Here is an 18078-nt window from a genome sequence, read left to right on the forward strand (position 1 = left end):
CTAAAAAAGTATACCGATATAAAAAAGAAGCCGCACAAACGGCTTCTTTCTTATTAGTTATCATCCATTTTCAATACAGCCATGAATGCTTCTTGTGGCACTTCTACAGAACCAACAGACTTCATACGTTTTTTACCTTCTTTTTGTTTATCAAGAAGTTTACGTTTACGAGAAATGTCACCACCGTAACATTTTGCAAGTACATTTTTACGCATCGCCTTAATTGTAGAACGTGCTACAACTTTGTTTCCAATAGTCGCCTGAATCGGCACTTCGAACTGTTGTCTTGGAATTAATTCTTTTAATTTTTCTACGATTACTTTACCACGGTCGTACGCTGAATCACGGTGTACGATAAATGATAAAGCATCGACTTGTTCATTATTTAATAAAATATCCATCTTCACAAGTCTAGATGGTTTATAGCCGATTAACTCGTAATCAAATGATGCATAGCCTTTCGTATTTGATTTTAGTTGATCGAAGAAATCATATACGATTTCAGAAAGCGGGATTTCATATGTTAACGTAACACGTGTTTCATCTAAATATTGCATATCAATAAACGTACCACGTTTACCTTGGCAAATTTCCATTACAGCCCCAACGTAATCATTTGGAACCATAATTGTCGCTTTTACAAATGGTTCTTCCACACGATCGATCGCTTGAGGATCTGGCATATTAGATGGGTTATCTACAATCATATCTTCTCCATTCGTTAAATACACTTTGTAAATAACGCTTGGTGCTGTTGTAATTAGGTCAATCTTGAATTCACGTTCAATACGTTCTTGAATAATTTCCATGTGAAGTAAACCTAAGAATCCACAGCGGAAACCAAATCCTAACGCTTGAGATGTTTCTGGTTCAAACTCAAGAGCCGAATCATTTAATTCCAGTTTTTCTAACGCATCACGCAAATCGTTATAACGTGCAGAATCGATTGGATATAAACCACAGAATACCATTGGGTTTAATTTACGATACCCTGGTAACGGCTCCGCTGCTGGACGTTTCGCATGTGTGATGGTATCACCAACACGTGTGTCTCCTACATTTTTAATAGATGCCGCTAAGAATCCTACATCACCTACTGTTAATTCTTCGCATTGCGTTGTTTTCGGTGTAAATACACCTACTTCTGTCACTTCAAATTCTTTACCAGTTGCCATCATACGTACTTTATCGCCAACTTTTACTGTACCGTTTACAACACGGATATATGCAATTACACCGCGGTATGGATCATATAAAGAGTCAAAAATCATACATTGAAGCGGCTCTTCCGGGTCACCTTCTGGAGCTGGTACTTTTTCAACGATTTGTTCTAAAATGTCTTCAATACCAATGCCAGCTTTTGCGGAAGCAAGTACAGCTTCTGATGCATCTAAACCAATTACATCTTCTACTTCTTGACGAACACGTTCTGGATCAGCGCTCGGTAAATCGATTTTATTAATAACCGGTAAAATTTCTAAATTATTATCAAGCGCTAAATATACGTTTGCTAATGTTTGTGCTTCAATACCTTGCGCTGCATCGACAACAAGGATTGCACCTTCACAAGCCGCTAAACTACGAGATACTTCGTACGTAAAGTCGACATGTCCTGGTGTATCGATTAAGTGAAGCGTATATTCTTCGCCATTTTTTGCTGTGTACTTTAATTGAACCGCATTTAATTTAATTGTAATGCCACGCTCACGCTCTAAATCCATAGAGTCAAGTAATTGAGCTTTCATTTCACGTTGTGTTAAAGCGTTTGTTTTCTCCAAAATACGGTCTGCTAACGTTGACTTTCCGTGGTCAATGTGAGCAATGATGGAAAAGTTACGAATGTTAGACTGCCTTTTTGCTCTTTCTTCTTTATTCATCTATGTTCTCAACTCCTAATAGTCTCGCCAATATACACTAGCACTGATTATATCAATAGAGCAGCAAAGATTCAATGAAAACTCGTGCTGCTTACAAGACAAATCATCCTATCTTTATCTTATGCGAGCAAAGTGCAAGAGACAAACCTTTTTCAAATAAAAAATGGTTGTCTTACAAAACTATAAGACAACCTTCTCTTATCCTTCCAATTAGCTAAAAATTTCTTTTATTTTTCCAATCACTATATCCGTCCCAAACTTAGCAATATTTCGAGTCAATTCTGCAATCCCCATCCCAAATCCTTCTACAACATTAAAGCTCCTAAGGCTTTCTAACTGTTTTTGTTTTTTACATGCAGAAAACGTCTCACCTAAAATTTCCGTTTCAACACTTGAACTCTCTGTCCCTGTCATATGAGCAATTTGTTCATACGTTGGCTGACGATATCCCTTCATACTCTTTAAACCATGATTAGCGATTCCAATCCCAATCAACATCACAAACAAAAGCAGAATAACACAGCTCACACACTGGAGTGCAAATCGACTCAACTACTCTCGCCTCTTCTCATTAATGCGTATATGCACCTGTATTATCTTGATCAACTTGATGATGAAGTGCAGCATTTAAACCGCTCGCTATTACATTCGCCATATCTTCAATAAACGTATCTACTTCTTTTGGTGTCACCATTAAATTGTGACCAAGAGGGGCTAACACCTCATGAATCAATTTTCTCTTTTCTTCATCTTCCAAAGTGCCCACTGCTCCTAAAAACATATTTCGACTTTTTTCATCTGGCATATCCTCTTCTGTTAATTTCTTTTTCTCTCCAAATGTAAAGCCAGCTGGTAATAAAGAACGAGACGGTTTATCCCCTTCTTTCATTTCACGCCCAAAATGCTTCAAGATGAAATCGATTGTATCGCTCGTAATGGAAACTGCATCAACAACCGTCGGAACCCCAATGGCAATAACAGGAATACCAAGTGTCTCTTTGCTCAATTCTTTCCGTTTATTTCCCACGCCTGAGCCAGGGTGAATCCCTGTATCTGAAATCTGTATCGTACTATTTACCCGTGCAATAGAACGCGCCGCAAGTGCATCAATCGCAATAATAAAGTCTGGTTTTGTTTTTTCAATGATACCGTAAATTACATCACTCGTTTCAATTCCCGTAATTCCCATTACACCTGGTCGAATCGCACTGACAGGACGAAATCCCTCTTCTACACTTTCAGGCTGTAATTTAAAAAGGTGGCGTGTCACAAGCACATTCTCTACAACAAGCGGACCAAGCGCATCTGGTGTAACATTCCAATTCCCTAATCCTACAATTAAACAACTTGCTTCTTTCGTTATTCCGATTTCTTCCAATAAATAAGAAAATTCTTTTGCAAAAATACGTTCTACTTTTTGCTGAAGTTCCGTATCTTGTTGGCGAATCCCTTGTACTTCAAGTGTTAAATAATTCCCTGGCTTTTTACCCATTGATTCAGAAGCACTTTCATCAATTATCACTTTTGTAATGGTAATACCCTCTTCTTCACGCTCTTTTACAACAACGCCCTGCACACTATTTTGTTCTTGTTGACGTTCTTGTAACATTTGATGCGCCTCTACTGCAAGGTCTGTTCTAACATTATATTTACTTAAATCTAGCGGTTCTTTCATCATATCTCCTCCGTAATTCATAGTAAATATAGTTAGATTTCCCTAAACTATATAAGGTCATTCTTTCCTTTACATGAAATTTCATTGATCTCGCTATTGCAATTCTCTTCTCTGTTTGATAGAATATCACTTGTTCTATGTAAGTATCGAGTCACTCGATCGCACCAGGGAGGTGAAAAGTATGGCAAACATCAAATCTGCTATCAAACGCGCTAAACTTAGCGAAGAGCGTCGTGCACATAACGCTTCTATTAAGTCTGACATGCGTACAGCTGTTAAAACTGTAGAAGCTTTAGTTACTAATAACGATCTTGAAAATGCTAAAGAAGCTTTCAAAACTGCTTCTAAAAAACTTGACAAAGCAGCTCGTAAAGGTCTTATCCACCAAAACGCTGCAGCTCGTCAAAAATCTCGCTTAGCGAAACAAGTAAACGCGTAAGGCGTTTAAAAACGATCCATTTGGGTCGTTTTTTTATATGCAAAAAAGTTCATGCAGCAAATGGCATGAACTTTTTATTACATATGATTTAGCCGCATTAAGAAAAATTCTAAAACAAGTTTCTTATCCATTTTCCCCGTTTTCATACTATAGTCAGCTTCAGCTAACTCTAAAATAACTTTTTTCAACTCTTCAAATGAGAAAAATTTCGTTTGATTCATCGCTAACTTTACTCGGTATGGATGAACCCCAATATGTGAAGCAATTTGATTTTGTCCGTATCCACGCTGCTGTAATTCTTTTACTTGATACAGCAAACGGAATTGACTTACTAATAGCGCAAGCAATTTAATCGGTTCTTCCTGCTGAGTAAATAAGCCGTCTAAAATTTGCATCGCTCCTGCAATATCTTTTTTTACCACTTTTTCTGTTAAAGCAAATACATTTTGTTCAACCGATTTCGGTACAAGTTCTGCCACAAGTTTTGTTGTAATTTCACCGCCCGTACCAACATAAAGAGTCAACTTATCCATTTCTTTGGCTAACATCGTTACATTGCTTCCTACAAGCTCTAACAGCAAACTAACAGCTGTATCTTCAATGTACACATGTGCTTCGTCTGCACGGGCTACAACCCACTTTCTGACGTCCTGTACTTGCATCTCATTTGCTTCTACTACTTCGGCTGTTTTCTTTAATAATTTTGTGATTTTTTTCCGCTCATCTAGCTTTTCATAAGGAGCTACAAATACGACAATCGAAAATGGAGAAGGTTCAGCAATATATTCTTCTAAAATCTTTATATTTTGCTCCAATTTTTCTTTCTGTGATGTTAAAAATAATGGCGATTTTATTAATAGTATTTTACGTTCTCCGAAAAAAGGAAGCGTCCTTGCATCTTCTATTACATCTTCTAAATATGCCTCTTCCAAATCATATGTGACAACATTAAATTCACGATCCTCTTCAACGAGCGCTTCCGTTGTTATCAGCTTTATCGTTTCATTTATAAAATAAGCTTCCGTTCCATATAATAAATAAAGTGGTGCAAACTGTTTCTTTTTGATTTTCTTATGTATATCACTCATACTTTTTCCTACTCCCTAACTTGGCAATATATCTTTATACTAATGCGGTATCTTTTGTTTTACAAGTACAAAGGAACAGGCTGCAATTACCCGTTCCTTTATCTATATAAAACGCCACGCAATAAGCCCCGGGATTCTTATTGGTGTGCGGTAACCACTTTACTTTTATTATTCACAACCGTCATTCAAGTATAAGTGCCAACTGTTAACATGCTTGGAAATCAAAATTCTCCTCTTTTACCATCACACACTCGTGGAAAAATACATAACACGCTCTATTTATCTCCATATGGAAAATGTAGATTTTTTTCTGACAATATTTTATACTAAAGTGGAATGTTGGGGAGGGATTCTAAATGAATGAATTTGAACAAAACGTTCAAAGTAAACGTAATGACGCTGTTGATTCAGGGGTAGGTTTTATCGTTTCATTTGGTTTTTTCGCAACACTTTTCATTATAGCAACAATCATTAAATTTATAGGTTCTTAAAGGCTGCTGCTTGCGGCCTTCTTTTTCAATCTTTTCTGTGTTTCATCATATGTCAACTTACTCTGAAACGTTCCTTTCTCCCCTTGAAAAACATAGGAAATGGCCCCTTGCTCATCCGTACGCCATATTTCAATGTCCATCTCCCTTAAGCGCTCTAACACTTGCTGGTGCGGATGCCCATATCGATTATGTTCTCCAGCGGAAATAATTGCTTTCTTAGGTTGAATAAGATGTAAAAAAGACGCAGAAGATGATGTCTTACTCCCGTGATGCCCAACCTTTAAAATATCCGCATATAGCTCTGGATAATGCTCTATTATACGCCTCTCCCCTTTTTCTTCTAAGTCCCCCGTAAACAGCCATGTAAACCCTCCTAGTTTCGCCCATAGGACAATGGAGGAATCATTATCATCTTTTTCTTTTCCTTCTGGGGACAACACCGTAAATTCCGCTTCATCTACTTTCCAGCCATCTCCTTCTCCTACCACGTTTATCTGTATACCTTTTTTCTTCGCAATTTTCTTCAATTCTTTTTCTAATATGGAATCTTCTTGCTTCTTTCCAAATATGATTTCTTTTACAGCGATAGAGGATAATAATTCTTTAGCCGCTCCCATATGATCCGTATCGCCATGCGTTACAAATAGCTTATCAATTGTACGAATCCCCTCCTTTTGTAAAAATGGGAGGAGGATATCATATCCAACAGAAAACTCATGTTTCTTCTGTTGCCAAGGCTCTTTTTTAATCGGAATTGTTCCTCCCGTATCAATAAGATATACCCCTTTTTCATACGGAAGGCGAATTAATATTGCATCCCCTTGTCCAACATCAATAAATGTAACACTTCCGCTCGGGCGAAAATAAGGAGACATATAATGACAAGTACATACGAAAAGAAACAATCCAACAGCTAAAAACAAAAACTTTTTTCTAACCGCTCTTTCCCACACGATGAAGATACTAATTAAACTTAAACAATATATGACTACAAGAAATGGAGGTGTTTGTCCGAAGGTAAGGCGTAGAAACGGGAGGGTTTCACAGTACTGAAGAAATTCATTAGAGAATGTTAAACATACCGATAATCCATGCGCAATCCATTTCGCTACAAGAGGAACAAATATCATACATATAAAAATAATAATGCTACACGGCAATACAATGCAGGATAAGAATGGGACAAATATAAGATTGAGAAAGACACTATATGGAGAAAAATAACCAAAATGATATAACAAAATAGGCGTACTAGCAAGCTGCGAAATAATAGAAAGATAAATTGTGTTTCGCACGAGCCCCTGATCACGTCGCAATAAAATATCGGCAGACAATAGCAAGGCTAAACTACCAACAAACGAAAATTGAAACCCAATATCAAAGACCATATAAGGGTCATATAAAAGCATCAATATAGCCGTTATACTAAGGGTATCTAAGCTTGAAATACGGACAGAATGGATAAGTGCCAATAGTAATATAACCCCTGTTACAGAAGCCCTCATAACAGATGGAGATACCCCTGCTAAAAACATATACAGCGGAATACAAACAATAAGACATATCGTCGCCATTTCCCTTGTCACACCAATCCGAAGTAAAACAAAGTAGCCAATTGCGGTCAGCAATACAATATGCGATCCTGAAATTGCTAGTAGATGAATAAGCCCAAACTGTTGATATTGCTTTTCTACTTCAAATGTCATCTGTTGTCGATCACCAAACAACAACGCATTCATAAATGCTCCAGATTGCCCGGGAAACATTTCTGAAACTTTCGAAACTGCATTTTGTCGTAAGTGAAAGAGCCAATCTGTAAAACTCAACTTATTTTTGTTACAATTTGAAATCTCCGTTGCTTCAAATAAGAAATGAACATGTTGCTTATATAAATAATCCTGATAATCAAACCCGTGAGCATTACGCGCTTTAGACGGTTCTTTTATTTCTCCTTTAAAAGTGCACTTCATTCCAGCATATAATTGCCGCAAGTGCTCCTTTTCCTTCACTGATTGAATTTTGTAAAACAGTTGCAGCTTATCTTTGTGATTATCTTCAATTTGAAAAGAAAGACGATCTCCATTAATAATAGGCGTATTTTGAATCACTCCTTTTATCACTTCGGAATGGAGGTCTTTAGACGGCTGGTTTTCTTGCTCGATATATGAGGTATAGAGAAAGCTACTGAAACATGTCAGTATACAAAAAATGAGGACTTTATGCGAAGCACGATATATACAGAATAAAACATAGCAACCAAATACACTAACAGACAACAATTGAAACGAAGAACAGGCGATTGCAATCCCCATAACAAATGAGATTGCAATATAGCCCCATTGTCGACGCAACTCATACTCACCCCTTCCTTATAGCGGATATTCAAAAGGCCCGGTAAAGATAACTGTCACATTTCTTCGTTACGTTGCCAGCCCAGTACTCATGTAGTTCCATCTACACTCCGTATCCTCCTGGCTTCCGCGCCTCGAACTGCTCGGCACTCTTTATCCTCCTTTTTGAACACGCACTTATAGCATTTTTTTTGCTTTAGCGAATACTTGTTGTAGTTCATCCATTGTTACATCATCTTTTTCTAAAGAGGAGAACAGCTCTTTTAATTGCCAATGACGTTCTTGCTGTTCTATCGATGTAATATCATATTCTAACGGAACATGTTTCACAGTGACATTTGCTTGTTCGAATAGTTCCACAGCATACGGATGGTTTTTATAATCCTGCGCATAGTACACAGCTGTAATACCACTTTGAATAATCGCCTTACAGCACTGTAAACAAGGAAAATGTGTAACATAAATTTCCGCACCCTCTGTTTTTACACCAAATTTGGCACATTGCAATAAAGCATTCATTTCTGCATGAATTGTGCGTACACAATGATTATCGATCACATAGCATCCATCATCTATACAATGAACACCACCTTTAATTGAACCATTATAGCCACCCGCAATAATTCTCTTATCCCGGACAATTGTTGCTCCTACCGCAAGCCTTGTACACGTGCTACGCAGTGACAATAAATGGCTTTGTGTCATAAAATATTGGTCCCAAGAAATTCGTTCCATATCTTCACCTACTTTTTTTATCTACTTGTAGTGTAGCGAAAGAAGAAAAAGCTCGTCAATCTTTTACGGAATAATTATTTGATCTTTTATTTTTTCAAGTGACTTCTCTCCAATACCACCTACCTCCAATAAGTCTTCCACTTTTTGAAATGGCCCATGTTCTTCTCGATATTTCATAATCGCCTCTGCTTTTCGAGGGCCAATTCCCGTTATTTTTTCAAGTTGCTCTTTTGAAGCATGATTTACTTGCACTTTTCCACCTTGCTGTGAAGATATAGCTGTTTCTTGTACTTGTTCTCCTCTCCTCGGCACATGCAGAAGCATTTGGTCTTGTACAATTTGTGCTAAATTCACTTTTGCTATATCCGCTTCTGGTAAGAAACCTCCTGCCTTTTCAATCCCATCTTTCACACGCTCGCCTTCCCTCATCTCATAGACCCCTTCTCGATGCACAGCCCCTTTTATATCAATCATAATTACTTTTTTCTGCTCTTTTGAATCTGCTGCTTTCAATTTACTCTTTTTCTCTTCACTCTTCATCGTTGTATCGATTTTAACAGTTTGTTGTTCCGTTTGTTGCTTCGTCTGCCATAAAAAGAGTACAATGACAACTCCAACACCCCCTAGCAAAGCAAGCCACTTCTTTTGAAAATTCCACATCATTTTATACCTCCAATTCATAAATTCACAACATGGTTCATATTGTTTAGGAGAAAGATGTTACGAAGGAGGGATGAAACATTGAACATAGGAATCATAGGGACAGGAAACATGGGGAATATATTGATCGATGCATTTTTAGAAACCCATGCTGTCAAACCTTCGTGCCTGACTATTATTAATCGTACACCTGCCAAAGCATATCATATAAAAGAGAAGTATCCTTCTGTTCATATAGCAAAAACAGCGCAGGAAGTAATTGAGCGCTCTCAGCTTATTTTCATTTGCGTCAAACCTTTAGATATCTATCCATTTTTAAAAAAACACGTTGCCTACTTTACAGAGGAAAAATGTTTAATTTCTATTACTAGTCCTATATCAGCAAAACAATTAGAAAAAGTTGTATCTTGCCACGTCGCACGTATTATTCCAAGCATCACAAACCGAGCGTTCTCTGGTGCCTCATTATTTACATTTGGAGAAAACTGTTCGGAAGAATGGAAACAAAGGTTACTTCTTTTATTTAAAAATATTTCTACCCCTGTTGTAATTGGTGAAGATATTACACGAGTTTCATCTGATATTGCCAGCTGCGGGCCAGCATTCTTCAGTTACTTATTACAATGTTTCATTGATGCTGCTGTAGATAAAACAAATATTACCTACGAGGAAGCAACTACTTTAGCCAGTGAAATGATTATCGGGATGGGAAAATTACTAGAAAAAGAACTCTTTACATTACCAACCTTGCAGGAGAAAGTATGTGTAAAGGGCGGGGTCACAGGAGAGGGCATTCGCATTTTGGAGGGACACGTCGGAGATATGTTCCATAAGTTATTCGAACGAACACATGAAAAATACGATGAAGATTTAGAAGGCGTGGAACAACAATTTAATAAGCACACGTAAAGAATACGCCATCATGAGACAAAATCCTCTCATCTATTTCTAAACTTTTTCACACTGTCTTTTCATCAAAACCTTTCTTTTTATCATTTATCTCTATCACTCTTCTATTTTTCTCTAAATAAAATAGCACATTCTCCATAAAATAAAAGCAACCTTGTCGGTTGCTTTTATTTTATCCATTCTTTTTTGCTACAAAAAAGATACGTTCTGTTTGTTCGGTTACTTCCATCCGTTCAAAATCACCTGTTACACGAAGCACTGTAAAACCTGCTTCTTCAAGCCATTTTGTTAACAATTCAACTGAATAAGCACGTTGTACGTGACATTCATCAAAACGATGGTATACCCCTTCCTCTATATCCTGGACAAAGAATGATAGGTCATGTTCCACACTATTTGATTCTTCACCAGGGAAGCAGTTCCAAATGAGAGCTATTTCTTCCCCATTGACTGTGTACGTTTCATTTTGAAATACATGATGAATTTTATATAAAGAGTGTACATCAAATAAAAACAGACCATCTTGACGCAAATGGTGAAATACTCGTCTGAATGTTTCTTGTATCCCCTCTTCTTGTAATACATAATTTAATGAATCACAAAAGATTGTCACACAGTCGAATTCACCAGGAACATCCAGTTCTCTCATGTCCTGTTGATAAAAAGGAATAAGATATCCTTCTCCCCCTAGTTTTTGCTGGGCAACCGTTAGCATTTCTTCTGAAAGATCGACCCCAATCATGTCATAACCTTTTCGTACAAGTGGAAGCGTTACATTACCAGTCCCGCAAGCTACATCAAGAATCTTCGCCTCTTTCATACCTGCCTGCTGTAAGCTTTCCTCTGTGAATTCTACCCATTTATCATATGGGACATCATTCATGAGTTCATCATACAACAATGCAAATTGCTCATATCTCATTGGCTTAACTCTTCTGTAATATCTTCACGTGGCACATCGCCCCATAGACGCTCTAAATTATAGTGATCGCGCTCATCTTTATGGAATACATGTGCAACTACATCGCCAAGGTCCACTAGAACCCAGCGCGCTTCATCGAAGCCTTCCATACGTTGTACGTCAATTTGAAGTTCATGTGCCTTCGCTTTAATTTCACGTGCAATTGCTTGTACTTGCTTATCTGAATTCCCGTGACAAATAATAAAATAATCTGCAATTGGTGAAATACCTTGCATGTTTAGTACAACCATATCTTCTGCTCTTTTATCATCAGCTGCTTTTGCTGCTAACACTAATAAATCTCTATCTTTCATTCAGTAATTTCCTCCTTCAAAACTGCATTGTACGTTTGAAATGTTAATGGATAAATTGTTTGATCCTTTTCCATTAAAAATTGAATTGTACGTTTTAAGGCAAATAATAAAGCTTTATTTATATCTTCCAGCGCCAATTTGCGCGCTTCTTCCACACCCGGAAACTTACGGCCAGGTTCAATATAATCCGCCACATAAATAACTTTATCAAGCATTGTCATCTCTTCATGACCGCTTGTATGATATGTAATGGCTTGCAAGATTTCAGGATCCGTAATACCCACTTCTTTTTCTACTAAGTATGCCCCAACTGGCGCATGCCATAACTCTTTGTTATATTGAAGTAAATCTTTCGGCAACTCTTCCTGCTGAATAATGTTTTCCATTTCTTGAATTGGTCTACATTTTGCATAATCATGAAATATAGCAGCCATTTCTGCTTTTTTCTCATCCACGCCATATAGCTTAGCAAGTTCAATTGCCGTTTCCATTACACCAATTGTATGTATATAACGTTTTTCATGCATTTGTTGTTTCACAATCTCAAGTGCTTCCTCACGATTCATACAACCCATTCCTCTCGATATATACCTGTACTTGTTCTGGAAGCAAATATTTGCACGTTTTCTTCTCCTTATATCTCTCTCGTAACAATGAAGAAGAAACAGCAAACTCCGGAATCTCTACAGTGACGATTTCATAAGGCGTATTTAATGTATAACCCGGCCTTGCAACTCCAACAAAAGTTACAAGCTGAAGTAATTTCTTGATGTTATACCATTTTGGTAAATACTCCACCATATCTCCGCCAATAATAAAATAAAACTGCACATCCGGATGCTTCTTTGTTAATTGTAACATAGTGTCATATGTATAAGATGGGCCCTCTCTATTTAGCTCTTCTAAACAAAGAGAAAAATACGCTTCTTGCTCAGTTGCCAGCTCTAACATCTGCAATCGATTTTCTACACTTGTAACATTACGATCCTGTTTATGGGGCGGGATTTGATTTGGTAAAAACCAAATTTCATCTAGCTTCAGTGCATGATATACTTCATTTGCAATTAACAAATGTCCATAATGTGGCGGATCAAATGTACCTCCAATAATTCCGATCTTTTTCAAAGGAAACGCCCCCTTACTTTACATGCAGTAACTCTCCTCAAAAAACATGAAGAGAGCCTACTGCCCGTAAAAGCTTAATTGTTCCAACTCTCATTAGTGAGCACTTCACCCTCTACATAGCGAGCATCGACTCCGGAAACGCCCTATACAAATCCCGTTTTATTATGGAAGTTTGATTTGCTTATTTTCTCTTGATTCTTTATATAAAACGATTGTGCTTCCGATTACTTGAACGATTTCTGCTCTTGCACCTTTCGCAAGTTCTTCTGCAACTTCATGACGATCAAATTCACAGTTTTGAAGCACGCTCACTTTGAATAGTTCGCGGGCCTCTAATGCATCTGCAATTTGTTTAATCATATTTTCATTAACGCCGCCTTTTCCAACTTGAAAAATCGGTGTTAAGTGATGTGCCTTTGCACGTAAAAATCTTTTTTGCTTTCCTGTTAACATATCATTAGCCTCCAAGCTTTCTCATTACTAATTGTTTCATTCTATCGATATCTGGCATGTGTCCTGTCCACATTTCAAATGCAAGTGCTCCTTGATAAACAAACATATCAATTCCATTTTGTACAATTGCCCCTTTTGCTTTCGCATCATGCAAGAGTTTTGTCTCAAATGGATTATAAATAATATCCGAAACAATCGTTCCTTGCTTTAAAGAGCGAATTTGCAAAGGCGTATGCTGTACATGCGGATGCATGCCTATCGTTGTTGTATGAATGATAACATCATAATTCTCTTGTTTTTCCGTTGCTTGCTCTAATGAAAGAGCATGCGAAGTAACCTTCGCTTTACATCCTGCGATCAGCTGCTCTGCTTTCTCTACTGTTCGGTTGGCGATATCAATTTCTTTTACACCCACATCCGCAAGTGAAAAATAAATAGCACGACAAGCTCCGCCTGCACCAAGTAATAACACACGCTTTTGGTGCAGCGGCTCTTTGCTAATTGATTGCAAAGAACGAACATAACCAATTCCATCCGTATTATAACCAATTAGTTTCCCATCTCTATGAACTACCGTATTGACAGCACCGATTTGCTTGGCTAACGGATCAATTTCATCTAAGTATTTCATAATTGAAACTTTATGCGGAGTCGTTACATTAAAACCTAGGGCACCTAATGCTTTTAACCCTTTCACCGCTTCCCCTAACGTCTCTTCTTCTACAAGAAACGCATGATAATGAGCATCTATACTTAAGTGCTCAAATGCATCGTTATGCATGAGTGGTGACAATGAATGTCCAATTGGATTTCCGATTACACCATATAATTGTTTCATAAATCCCTCTCCATATTAAATTAAAGATTTACGTAATGAAACACTAACTCCTTTTGGTACATGAGCAACAATCTTTGCCCCTGGTTCATTCACAGTAACCCAACCTAATCCAGAGAATACAACATCTGTTTTTGCCTCACGAATATTAAATTCATATTTCACAAACTCAGGCATATTTTCTAGTTCTTCTGGAGTTGGTGGATTTAATAATTCCCCAGCGTGTTTTTCATATAATTCGTCTGCTTTTTCAAGCTTTGTACGATGAATTGTTAAACGATTTGAGAAATGGCAAGTGAACGCACGGCGACCACCACTAATATAATCAAAACGTGCCAATCCACCGAAGAATAATGTTTGTTCTTCGTTTAATTGGAAGACCATTGGCTTAATTTCTTTTGTTGGTGTGATCAGTTTCAAGCTTTGTTTTCCAACATAATGTGCCATTTGGTGATGATTGATAATACCTGGTGTATCATATAAAGAAGATGTTTCATCTAATGGGATATCAATTAAATCAAGCGTTGTTCCTGGAAAATGAGACGTTGTAATCACATTCTCAGTTTCTTCACTAAATTCCTTAATCATGCGGTTAATAAATGTAGATTTCCCCACATTCGTACAACCTACAACATATACATCCTTACCATCACGGTACTGTTCAATTGCCTCAGCAAGTTCACGAATACCTTGTCCTTTTTCTGCACTAATTAAAAAGATATCTTCTGGTTTTAATCCCAGTTGCTTCGCACTATAACGCATCCAATGTTTTACTTTATCATGCTTTACTGATTTTGGGATTAAATCCGCTTTGTTTCCAACAAGCAATACTTTGTTGTGTCCTACAAAACGATGTAATCCTGGTAACCAGCTTCCATTGAAGTCAAAGATATCTACAATTTTGACAACTAACGCATTTGACTGTCCAATTCCATTTAAAATACGCAAGAAATCATCATCTGTTAAAGACACATCTTGAATTTCATTATAATGCTTTAAACGGAAACAACGTTGACAAATTACTTGTTCTTTCTCTAAAGATGAAGCCGGTGCATACCCAACTTCATTTTTATTTTCTGTTTGAATTTCTATACCGCAACCAATACATTTAATCGTTTCAGTCAAACTTTATTCCTCCCAGTTAATTAAACCTTTTTTCTTCATATTTCTCATGATTCTTCGTTCAATCTTTCGATTAAAGCGTGTTACTAATCCATCTGTTTGCGCTACTGGTACAACTAAAATCGTATAAAGGCCAACACGATTTCCTCCCAATACATCCGTGAGCACTTGATCGCCAATCACTACGACTTCCTCAGGACTTAAATTCATTTGCTCCATCGCACGTTTAAAAGCACGAACAAGCGGCTTACGTGCACTATGAATAAATGGAATACCAAGTGGATCAGCAAAGTCCTTTACACGTTGCTCATTATTATTGGAAACAACCGTTACTTGAATGCCGCATTCTTGCATTTTTAAAAACCACTCTTCAAGCTGTGGCGTTGCATTCGGGCGATCCCATTCAATTAACGTATTGTCTAAATCAGTAATAATACCTTTGATTCCACGTTTCTTTAAATCTTCTGGTTGAACATGATATACGTTTTTCACGTATTCATTTGGTAAAAACAATTTCAATTTCTTTCACCTCTTTGAGGATTTTTCATAAAATTTTTCGACAGCATTTTTCGATATCCAACTTGTGGATAAAATTGTACACATTTTCCATATTAATATTTCGGTTAATTTAGAATTTATCAACAATTCATACACAATTTATCCACGGTAATATGTGGATAATCATCCATTTGTGACTGTCATATTTTTTTGGTACAGTAGATGCAACAAAGAACCTAGCCTTATTACTATAGGAGGTGACTCATCTTGAATACAAAACATATGGAACAGTTATCTACTGAGTTACTCACTGAGTCTTATTATAAAGCAAAAGAACTAAAATTAAATCCCGACTTCATTTTACTTATAAAACAAGAAATTATTAGACGCTCATTAGAGGACAAGCTTGTCAAATCATCTTGAGTACATATAGATTACTGCTTCACTTGTAAAAAGAGCCATCCTTAAGATGGCTCTTAAATAAAATGAAACTCCCATCCTTGGGAACCCTTCATTAGGCACATCAGCCCATCTCGCTTCTTTGAGCCCTCACAAGTTTGTGATAAAACTTTTACTGCTCATTATCATGAGATAATCGAGTTGCGATCTTTTCACCAACGCGCAGTTCTTGACCACTCATTAACGTTGAAACAGTTTCAATCATTCCTTTTTCAAACAATAAAACAACTGTTGAACCAAATGTAAAGTATGCCATCTCTTCACCTTTTTGAACAGTGTTTCTTTCATGAAGAAGCTCGATACTATTTACAAACATAGCACCTACTTTTACAAGTGCCATATGCTGCCCTTCACTGTCTACTTCTGTGACAGAACGATAATTCTTTGACAAAGGTTCTTTCCCATATTTCATGCCCGCTGCGTTTACTGGATATGATTTTCTTCCCAGTACAAATCGCTCTGTCACAGAACCGGAAAGTGGACTATGAATACGATGATAATGACTAGGGCTTAAATAAATAACCATATATGTACCGCCGATATAGCGCTTTGCTCTCTCTTCATTACCTAGCATGTCCACAATTGAATAGCGCTTGCCCTTAATATCAAATGTTTTCGTTTCTTCAATCGGGCCGGAATCAGCAAAAACCCCATCAACAGGACTAACAATATTTGATAGTTCAGCATCAATTGTTCGCTTTCCTTCTTTTAACTTACGTGTAAATAATTCATGCAGCGTTCGATACTCTTTTAAATCCTTTTCCATCTCATCTTGGTTTAATTGAAACACTTTTGCGTAGGATGGAATAATCATGGAACTTAAACGAGACTGTGCAAATTTACGTAATATATAAGAAGTAAACCGTCCATTTGTCAGTTCGATCATAAGTCGATATAATGTACGTCGCAAACCGCGAAACCTCCTAATCCGTCTTAAAATAACAATTACATTTAGCTTTCCCTTCTTTTCTTTCTATATCATACAGTGAAACCTAAAAAAATGGTTCTTATTTCCACATACAAACCAATCTAATCATACAAAAAGAAAAAATAAACACAATTTCTTTCATAAATTCGTTAGCACCTTCTAATATTACAGATAGAATCCGTCATTTTCAACAGTGAACGTATATTTCTTCTTAGAGTTTCTCGTTTTATTTCCTTTTTACAAAAAAAGAAAAACGACTGGACGTAAGCCGCAGCCGTTTACCTATTTTATTCTTTTGCTTTCTTCTCCTTCTCTGCCCGCACAAATTCATGAAACATTTTCATCAATGCTCGCTTCTCAATTCGAGATACGTAACTTCTTGAAATCCCAAGTGCTTTTGCAATTTCCCTCTGCGTTTTCTCTTTATCAAGTCCAAGTCCAAATCGCTTTACAATAACCTCTTTCTCTCGTTCATCTAAAATATCGATATACTCCTTAATCTTTTCTAATTCCATGCTAAGCTGAATCATATCAATTACATCTTCGGACTCAGATCTTAGGATATCTATCAATGATATTTCGTTACCTTCTTTGTCCTGTCCAATCGGGTCATGAAGCGAGACGTCTTTTTTTGTTTTCTTTAGCACACGTAAGTGCATCAAAATTTCATTTTCAATACAACGCGCTGCATATGTTGCAAGCTTCGTTCCTTTCCCTGCTGAATAACTTTCAATCGCTTTAATAAGTCCGATTGTACCAATTGAAATCAAATCTTCAGCATCTTCACCTGTGTTTTCAAATTTCTTAACAATGTGAGCCACAAGCCGTAAATTATGTTCAATTAACAGATTTCTCGCTTGAGCATCACCTTGCTCCATCAGCTCTAAGTATTTTTTCTCATCATCTGATGATAATGGATGTGGAAATGCATTGTTTTTTACATAAGAAACAAATACAAACACTTCGCGAACCATGTATCCAATTGCGGCGAATAGACTCAAACCCTTCACCTCCGCCAAAATAGTGGTCTTTACTATATGTATGTGGGCAGATGATTGTTTGTGTCTGTACAGCTTAAATATGAAACTCCATAACTTTCCAAGTAGAATATTTAAATTTATTTTTATACATATTATAATTATATATCACTATAAGAAT

Annotated in this window: 21 protein-coding genes; 4 read left to right on the top strand and 17 right to left on the bottom strand. The window is 37.0% G+C overall.

From position 1 onward, the window contains the following. Positions 1-53 precede the first annotated feature (53 nt). From lepA to gpr, 3 genes are all read right to left on the bottom strand, one after another. Positions 54-1877, bottom strand: a complete 1824-nt coding sequence (lepA, locus tag COO03_RS09640; RefSeq protein ID WP_097896957.1) for an elongation factor 4 — start codon at positions 1875-1877, stop codon at positions 54-56. Positions 1878-2087: 210 nt separating this feature from the next. Then, positions 2088-2429, bottom strand: a complete 342-nt coding sequence (locus COO03_RS09645; RefSeq protein WP_097896958.1) for a DUF3679 domain-containing protein — start codon at positions 2427-2429, stop codon at positions 2088-2090. Positions 2430-2448: 19 nt separating this feature from the next. Continuing rightward, positions 2449-3552: a GPR endopeptidase gene (gene gpr / locus COO03_RS09650; protein WP_097896959.1), complete on the bottom strand. Its 1104-nt coding sequence runs from the start codon at positions 3550-3552 to the stop codon at positions 2449-2451. Positions 3553-3733: 181 nt separating this feature from the next. Here gpr and rpsT point away from each other — a divergent pair, with 181 nt between their 5' ends. Continuing rightward, positions 3734-3991 (top strand): 30S ribosomal protein S20, encoded by a 258-nt coding sequence (rpsT, locus tag COO03_RS09655; protein ID WP_001274013.1) that lies wholly within the window; start codon positions 3734-3736, stop codon positions 3989-3991. Between the two features lie 77 nt (positions 3992-4068). On the opposite strand, the gene holA is transcribed toward rpsT, so the two are convergent. Next, positions 4069-5079: a DNA polymerase III subunit delta gene (gene holA, locus COO03_RS09660; RefSeq protein ID WP_097896960.1), complete on the bottom strand. Its 1011-nt coding sequence runs from the start codon at positions 5077-5079 to the stop codon at positions 4069-4071. 356 nt (positions 5080-5435) lie between these two features. Between holA and COO03_RS09665 the strand changes: the two genes are divergently transcribed. Then, on the top strand, positions 5436-5570 hold the full coding sequence (locus tag COO03_RS09665) for a YqzM family protein (RefSeq protein WP_041810028.1): 135 nt from the start codon (positions 5436-5438) through the stop codon (positions 5568-5570). Here the strand turns inward: COO03_RS09665 and COO03_RS09670 are convergent. From COO03_RS09670 to COO03_RS09680, 3 genes are all read right to left on the bottom strand, one after another. Continuing rightward, a complete protein-coding gene (locus tag COO03_RS09670) occupies positions 5567-7921 on the bottom strand; it encodes a DNA internalization-related competence protein ComEC/Rec2 (protein WP_097896961.1) in 2355 nt (784 codons plus the stop codon). The genes COO03_RS09665 and COO03_RS09670 overlap by 4 nt on opposite strands. Positions 7922-8098: 177 nt before the next feature. After that, positions 8099-8656 carry a ComE operon protein 2 gene (locus COO03_RS09675; RefSeq protein ID WP_097896962.1) on the bottom strand — a complete coding sequence of 186 codons (558 nt, stop codon included), beginning with the start codon at positions 8654-8656 and terminating at the stop codon, positions 8099-8101. A 63-nt stretch (positions 8657-8719) separates the two neighbouring features. Continuing rightward, on the bottom strand, positions 8720-9319 hold the full coding sequence (locus COO03_RS09680; RefSeq protein ID WP_097896963.1) for a helix-hairpin-helix domain-containing protein: 600 nt from the start codon (positions 9317-9319) through the stop codon (positions 8720-8722). Positions 9320-9397: 78 nt separating this feature from the next. On the opposite strand from COO03_RS09680, the gene comER reads away from it, so the two are divergent. After that, on the top strand, positions 9398-10225 hold the full coding sequence (gene comER / locus COO03_RS09685) for a late competence protein ComER (RefSeq protein ID WP_097896964.1): 828 nt from the start codon (positions 9398-9400) through the stop codon (positions 10223-10225). A 172-nt stretch (positions 10226-10397) separates the two neighbouring features. Here the strand turns inward: comER and COO03_RS09690 are convergent, their stop codons facing one another. The 8 genes from COO03_RS09690 to COO03_RS09725 all read right to left on the bottom strand — a co-directional run bounded on the left by COO03_RS09690 (position 10398) and on the right by COO03_RS09725 (position 15554). Continuing rightward, entirely contained in the window at positions 10398-11147 is a 750-nt protein-coding gene (locus COO03_RS09690; RefSeq protein WP_097896965.1) for a class I SAM-dependent DNA methyltransferase, read from the bottom strand. Continuing rightward, on the bottom strand, positions 11144-11500 hold the full coding sequence (rsfS, locus tag COO03_RS09695; protein WP_097896966.1) for a ribosome silencing factor: 357 nt from the start codon (positions 11498-11500) through the stop codon (positions 11144-11146). The genes COO03_RS09690 and rsfS overlap by 4 nt, the downstream gene beginning before the upstream one ends. Further along, positions 11497-12066, bottom strand: coding sequence for a bis(5'-nucleosyl)-tetraphosphatase (symmetrical) YqeK (yqeK, locus tag COO03_RS09700; RefSeq protein ID WP_097896967.1), 570 nt, complete (start codon positions 12064-12066; stop codon positions 11497-11499). The genes rsfS and yqeK overlap by 4 nt, the downstream gene beginning before the upstream one ends. Further along, positions 12056-12625, bottom strand: coding sequence for a nicotinate-nucleotide adenylyltransferase (locus COO03_RS09705; RefSeq protein ID WP_097896968.1), 570 nt, complete (start codon positions 12623-12625; stop codon positions 12056-12058). The genes yqeK and COO03_RS09705 overlap by 11 nt, the downstream gene beginning before the upstream one ends. A 162-nt stretch (positions 12626-12787) precedes the next feature. Continuing rightward, a complete protein-coding gene (gene yhbY / locus COO03_RS09710; RefSeq protein WP_097896969.1) occupies positions 12788-13078 on the bottom strand; it encodes a ribosome assembly RNA-binding protein YhbY in 291 nt (96 codons plus the stop codon). 4 nt (positions 13079-13082) lie between these two features. Then, a complete protein-coding gene (aroE, locus tag COO03_RS09715; RefSeq protein ID WP_097896970.1) occupies positions 13083-13916 on the bottom strand; it encodes a shikimate dehydrogenase in 834 nt (277 codons plus the stop codon). 15 nt (positions 13917-13931) lie between these two features. Beyond that, complete coding sequence (gene yqeH, locus COO03_RS09720; protein WP_097896971.1) at positions 13932-15038, bottom strand: ribosome biogenesis GTPase YqeH; 1107 nt, start codon at positions 15036-15038, stop codon at positions 13932-13934. A 3-nt stretch (positions 15039-15041) separates the two neighbouring features. After that, positions 15042-15554 (bottom strand): YqeG family HAD IIIA-type phosphatase, encoded by a 513-nt coding sequence (locus COO03_RS09725; RefSeq protein WP_097896972.1) that lies wholly within the window; start codon positions 15552-15554, stop codon positions 15042-15044. 246 nt (positions 15555-15800) lie between these two features. Between COO03_RS09725 and COO03_RS09730 the strand changes: the two genes are divergently transcribed. Then, positions 15801-15956 (top strand): sporulation histidine kinase inhibitor Sda, encoded by a 156-nt coding sequence (locus COO03_RS09730; protein ID WP_141523183.1) that lies wholly within the window; start codon positions 15801-15803, stop codon positions 15954-15956. Positions 15957-16104: 148 nt separating this feature from the next. On the opposite strand, the gene COO03_RS09735 is transcribed toward COO03_RS09730, so the two are convergent. Together COO03_RS09735 and sigK are read right to left on the bottom strand one after the other, a co-directional pair. Next, positions 16105-16902, bottom strand: coding sequence for a phosphatidylserine decarboxylase (locus COO03_RS09735; RefSeq protein ID WP_097896973.1), 798 nt, complete (start codon positions 16900-16902; stop codon positions 16105-16107). Positions 16903-17207: 305 nt separating this feature from the next. Beyond that, the gene (gene sigK, locus COO03_RS09740; RefSeq protein ID WP_097896974.1) at positions 17208-17921 is read right to left on the bottom strand and encodes an RNA polymerase sporulation sigma factor SigK; all 714 of its coding nucleotides are present in this window, start codon (positions 17919-17921) and stop codon (positions 17208-17210) included. Positions 17922-18078 lie beyond the last annotated feature (157 nt).

Origin of the sequence: Bacillus sp. AFS098217 (genome assembly GCF_002551815.1) — a bacterium.
GTDB lineage: Bacteria > Bacillota > Bacilli > Bacillales > Bacillaceae_G > Bacillus_A.

What these genes read in the sequence shown, in the direction of transcription:
- COO03_RS09680 (WP_097896963.1), bottom strand. Translation starts at nt 9,319, where the DNA reads ATGATGTGGAATTTTCAAAAGAAGTGGCTTGCTTTGCTAGGGGGTGTT.
- COO03_RS09690 (WP_097896965.1), bottom strand. Translation starts at nt 11,147, where the DNA reads ATGAGATATGAGCAATTTGCATTGTTGTATGATGAACTCATGAATGAT.
- holA (WP_097896960.1), bottom strand. Translation starts at nt 5,079, where the DNA reads ATGAGTGATATACATAAGAAAATCAAAAAGAAACAGTTTGCACCACTT.
- COO03_RS09675 (WP_097896962.1), bottom strand. Translation starts at nt 8,656, where the DNA reads ATGGAACGAATTTCTTGGGACCAATATTTTATGACACAAAGCCATTTA.
- yqeK (WP_097896967.1), bottom strand. Translation starts at nt 12,066, where the DNA reads ATGAATCGTGAGGAAGCACTTGAGATTGTGAAACAACAAATGCATGAA.
- rpsT (WP_001274013.1), top strand. Translation starts at nt 3,734, where the DNA reads ATGGCAAACATCAAATCTGCTATCAAACGCGCTAAACTTAGCGAAGAG.
- lepA (WP_097896957.1), bottom strand. Translation starts at nt 1,877, where the DNA reads ATGAATAAAGAAGAAAGAGCAAAAAGGCAGTCTAACATTCGTAACTTT.
- gpr (WP_097896959.1), bottom strand. Translation starts at nt 3,552, where the DNA reads ATGAAAGAACCGCTAGATTTAAGTAAATATAATGTTAGAACAGACCTT.
- rsfS (WP_097896966.1), bottom strand. Translation starts at nt 11,500, where the DNA reads ATGAAAGATAGAGATTTATTAGTGTTAGCAGCAAAAGCAGCTGATGAT.
- aroE (WP_097896970.1), bottom strand. Translation starts at nt 13,916, where the DNA reads ATGAAACAATTATATGGTGTAATCGGAAATCCAATTGGACATTCATTG.
- yhbY (WP_097896969.1), bottom strand. Translation starts at nt 13,078, where the DNA reads ATGTTAACAGGAAAGCAAAAAAGATTTTTACGTGCAAAGGCACATCAC.
- COO03_RS09665 (WP_041810028.1), top strand. Translation starts at nt 5,436, where the DNA reads ATGAATGAATTTGAACAAAACGTTCAAAGTAAACGTAATGACGCTGTT.